Consider the following 4,238-nt stretch of genomic DNA (forward strand, 5'->3'; position numbering starts at 1 on the left):
GGGCGGGGGCCCGACGGTGCACGCCGCGGCGCCTCGCGCTTGCCTTCGCGCGTGCCCTGCATCAGGCGATGCCGCTCATCCGGATCGGCCAGCGAGAAGTCTTCCCACCAGCGCGCCAGCTCGGCCTCGATCTCGCCGGCATCGGCGCGCAGCCGCAGGAAGTCGAACGCGGCGCGGAAGCGCGGCTGCTCGACCAGCGTGAACGGGCCGTTGCCGGTGCGGCGCTCGAAGCGCGGCTGCATCAGCCAGATCTCGCGCATGTCGCCGGCCAGCTTGCCGCGGCCGGAGATGTCGCCGATGCGCGCATCGAACACCGCGTCGATCGCCTGCTGCAGCGCTGGGAACGGCGCCTCGCCGCCCTTCTTCAGGCGCAGCCAGCGGTCGAGCACCTCGTGCCACAGCATGCAGGCGAGCATGAAGCTSGGCGCCACCGGCTTGCCCTCGGCGACGCGGCGGTCGGTGTCGGCCAGCGCGAGCTGCACGAACTTCTGGCGCGCCGGGTGCTTCTGCGCATCGTCGAGCATCACGTCGAGGATCGGGAACAGCCCGCGCGCCGCGCCGGCCAGGCCCTGCTTGTGCAGCTCCTCGATGCTGGCCAGCGCGTGGCCGGTCTGCAGCAGCTTGATCATCTCGTCGAAGGTGCGCGAGGCCGGCACGCTGTCGAGCAGCGAAGCCAGCTCGCGGATCGGCGCACGCGTCTTCGGGTCGATCGTGAAGCCGAGCTTGGCCGCGAAGCGCACGACGCGGATGATGCGCACCGGGTCTTCGCGGTAGCGGGTCACCGGGTCGCCGATGATGCGCAGCACCTTCTTCTTCGCGTCCTTGATGCCGCCGTGGTAGTCGACGACGACCTGGCGCTGYGGGTCGTAGTACATCGCGTTGACGGTGAAGTCGCGGCGCGCCGCATCCTCGATCTGCGGGCCCCAGACGTTGTCGCGCAGCACGCGGCCGGCCGCGTCGACCGCATGGGTCTTGCCGGCCAGCTCGCTCTTCGAGGTCTTCTCGTTGCCGCTGACCTGCTCGGACGCCGCGGCGTCCATCATCGCGCGGAAGGTCGAGACCTCGATCACCTCATGCTCGCGCCCGCGGCCGAACACCACGTGCACGATGCGGAAACGCCGGCCGATGATGAAGGCGCGCCGGAACAGGCCCTTGACCTGCTCGGGGGTGGCGTTGGTGGCGACGTCGAAATCCTTCGGCCGCAGCCCGACCAGCAGGTCGCGCACCGCGCCGCCGACGATGTAGGCCTCGTAACCGGCATCGGCCAGGGTCTGCACCACGCGCACCGCGTTCTCGTCGACCAGCGCCGGATCGATGCCGTGCTCGCTGGCGGGGACTTCGACGCGCTTGCCCTTGGGCACCGCGATCGGGGTGCTGGATTTGCCCAGCAGCTTGTCAATGAACTTCTTGATCATTGGGTGAATAGTTGTAGTACACGCCAGCCTCGCCCGCGCGCCAGGGTTTCCAGCGTCGGCGAGGGATTGGTGGCCACCGGATCGGTGGCGCACTCCAGGAGCGGCAGGTCGTTCGGCGAATCGCTGTAGACGCTGATGCGTTCGAAATCCTGCAGCCGATGCCCGAGGCCTGCCAGCCACTCGCGGGTGCGGGTCGTCTTGCCGTCTCGAAACGAAGGTGTTCCGTGGATCCGGCCCGTGATGTTACCTGTCGGGCCGCGCTCCAGCTCCACCGCGAGCAGATGGGGCACGTCGAATGCCCGGGCGATCGGGGTCGTGACGAACTCGTTGGTGGCGGTGACGATGGCCACCAGGTCGCCGCGTGCCTGGTGGTCGCGCACCAGCGCGATGGCCGCCGGCAGCATCGCCGGGGCGATCACCTCGCGCATGAAGCCGGCCTGCGCGGCCGCCAGCTCGACGGCCGGGCGATCGCGCCAGGCACGGGTCGCGAACTCGATGTATTCGTGGATGTCGAGCGTGCCGGCCTGGTACTGCACGTAGAAGGCATCGTTGGCGCGGCGGAACTCTTCCGTCTCGACCCAGCCCAGGCGCAGCATGTGCTCGCCCCAGGCATGGTCGGAATCGAGCGGGATCAGCGTGTGGTCGAGGTCGAACAGGCACAGGTTCATGATGGACCGCCCTCCTCGCTGAGCATCTGCTTCAGCAAGGGCACCGTGATGCCCCGCTTGTGCGCAAGCGCGAATTCGTCGAGCCGGTCGAGCAGCCTCATCAGGTGCTTCAGGTCGCGCGAGAAGCGCGTCAGCAGGTAGTCCATCACGTCGTCGGAGAGGAAGATGCCGCGCCGGTCGGCCTCGCGGCGCAGCGCGCCCCGGGCCTCGGCCTCGCCGAGCGGCTCGATCGCGAAGATGTGCCCCCAGCCGAGCCGGGTGCGCAGGTCCTCGCGCAGCGGCAGGTCGATCGGCGGCACGCGGGCGGCGGCCGCCACCGGGATGCCGTGCGTCGTCGCCTGCACGAAGAGCGCGAACGCCGCCTGCTGGCCGGCCTCGTCGAGCGCATCGCAGTCGTCCAGCACGATCAGCGTGTCGCCCTCGTCGAACTGCCACGGCAGGTCGTCGCCCGCGGTGAACCAGCTGACGCGCCCGCCCTGCTGCTGCACCGAGCTCGCGAGCGCGCGCAGCAGGTGCGTCTTGCCGGCGCCCGGCGGCCCCCACAGCAGCACCGGCGCCGCCTGGCGGGTGAGCCCGCGCAGGTGGGCGAGTGCCAGCGCATTGCCGGCGACGACGAAGGTCTCGAAGGTGTGCGCCGGGTCGCTGGCAATCAACAGGGGCAGTTGGCGCATCGCCCGGTCACCCGCGGAACAGCTTGCTGTGGAGGTAGGCGGCGCGCACGCGCCCGGCCGCCACCGCCATCACCGCGCTGAGCGGCAGCGCGATCAGCACGCCGACGAAGCCGAACAGCTGGCCGAACGCGAGCAGCGCGAAGATCACCGTCAGCGGGCTCAGCCCGATGCGCTCGCCGACCAGGCGTGGCGTGAGGTACACGCTCTCCAGCACCTGGCCTGAACCGTACACCACCGCGACCGCGATCAGCCCGTAGGCGCTCGCGAACTGCAGCGTGCCGGCCAGCAGCGCCAGCACCAGCCCGAGCCCGAAGCCGAGGTAGGGAATGAAGACCGCCAGCCCGGTGAACACGCCCACCGGCACCGCGAGGTCGAAGCCGAACAGCGCGAGGCCGATGCTGTAGCAGACCGCGAGGATGCCCATCACCAGCAGCTGGCCGCGCAGGTACTGGCCGAGCACCGCATCGCATTCGTCCATGAAGCTGCGCACGCTCGGCTGCAGGCGCGGCGGGATCAGGCCCTCCAGGCGCGCCACCTGGTGCGGCCAGTCCATCAGCAGGTAGAACAGCACGACCGGGATCAGCACCGCGTTGCCGACGATCGCCAGCAGGAAGCTGCCGCCGATGCGCGCCGAGCTGAGCACCGTGCCGGCCCACTCCTCCATGTTGTCGCCCAGCCGCTGGACGATGAATTCCTTCAGGCTCGCGGTGTCGAGCTGCGCGTGGATGCCCACCTGCGCGAGCCACGGCGTCGCCCACTGGCTGAAGCGGTCGATCAGCAGCGGCACCTGCTGGCGCAGCAGCGGCAGCTCCTTCGACAGGATCGGCACGATCAGCAGCAGCACCGTCAGCACCAGCAGCAGCGCCAGCACCTCGACGCCCAGCACCGCCAGCACGCGCGGCACGCCGCGTGCGGCCAGCCGCTCGACCGGCGGGTGCAGCGCATAGGCCAGCACCGCGCCGACGATGAACGGCGTCAGCACCGGCGCCAGCAGCCACACCAGCACCAGCCCCACCAGGGCGATGGCGAGCCATGAAAGGGTTTGACGCTGCGCGGGAGAGAGTTGCATCGACGGTGTCGGTGATGCCGGCTGGGGGGTGCCGGCGAAGCGGCAAATTCTAAGGGCCGGGGAGGACTCGCCCCCAAACGGCCGGGATCGTTGCCAAACCGGGGTCAGTGCAGGCGCCGCGGGCCGGCGCTGCGCAGCCGGGCCACGCGCGCCAGGATCGCCGTCCGGTCGGCGGCCGACGGTGCATGGGCCAGGTAGTGGTCCAGGTCGCGCAGCGCCTCGTGGGTCATGCCGAGTTCGGCATGGGCGAGGCCGCGGTCGCGCCACTCCTCCCAGGCTTCGGGCAGCAGGATCACCAGCCGGTTCAGCACCTGCAGCAGGCGCGGCCAGTCTTCGCTGGCGCGGTGGATTTCCTTCAGGTTGCGCAGGATGCGGGCCAGCACGTCGCGCGCCGGCGCCGCCTGCAGGAACAACC

General features: G+C 70.4%; 5 protein-coding genes. All 5 read right to left on the reverse strand.

Going from position 1 to position 4,238, the window contains the following annotated elements:
* Nucleotides 1-1,415: polynucleotide adenylyltransferase PcnB (gene pcnB / locus AC1D12_RS26385; protein WP_477843938.1), on the reverse strand; the 1,415-nt coding region annotated here is incomplete at its 3' end.
* Nucleotides 1,412-2,083, reverse strand: coding sequence for an HAD family hydrolase (locus tag AC1D12_RS26390; protein WP_477843940.1), 672 nt, complete (start codon nucleotides 2,081-2,083; stop codon nucleotides 1,412-1,414). The genes AC1D12_RS26390 and pcnB, both read right to left, overlap by 4 nt.
* Nucleotides 2,080-2,754, reverse strand: a complete 675-nt coding sequence (gene hda, locus AC1D12_RS26395; RefSeq protein WP_477843942.1) for a DnaA regulatory inactivator Hda — start codon at nucleotides 2,752-2,754, stop codon at nucleotides 2,080-2,082. Before hda ends, AC1D12_RS26390 begins: the two co-directional genes overlap by 4 nt.
* A 7-nt stretch (nucleotides 2,755-2,761) precedes the next feature.
* Nucleotides 2,762-3,823, reverse strand: coding sequence for an AI-2E family transporter (locus AC1D12_RS26400; RefSeq protein WP_477843944.1), 1,062 nt, complete (start codon nucleotides 3,821-3,823; stop codon nucleotides 2,762-2,764).
* Between the two features lie 104 nt (nucleotides 3,824-3,927).
* Nucleotides 3,928-4,238 (reverse strand): tetratricopeptide repeat protein (locus AC1D12_RS26405; protein WP_477843946.1); only part of this gene is annotated, 311 nt, incomplete at its 5' end.

This window comes from Rhizobacter sp. P1_G5 (assembly GCF_056405435.1).

Coding starts and splice junctions, on each gene's coding strand:
- AC1D12_RS26390 (WP_477843940.1), bottom strand. CDS start 2,083: ATGAACCTGTGCCTGTTCGACCTCGACCACACGCTGATCCCGCTCGAT.
- hda (WP_477843942.1), bottom strand. CDS start 2,754: ATGCGCCAACTGCCCCTGTTGATTGCCAGCGACCCGGCGCACACCTTC.
- AC1D12_RS26400 (WP_477843944.1), bottom strand. CDS start 3,823: ATGCAACTCTCTCCCGCGCAGCGTCAAACCCTTTCATGGCTCGCCATC.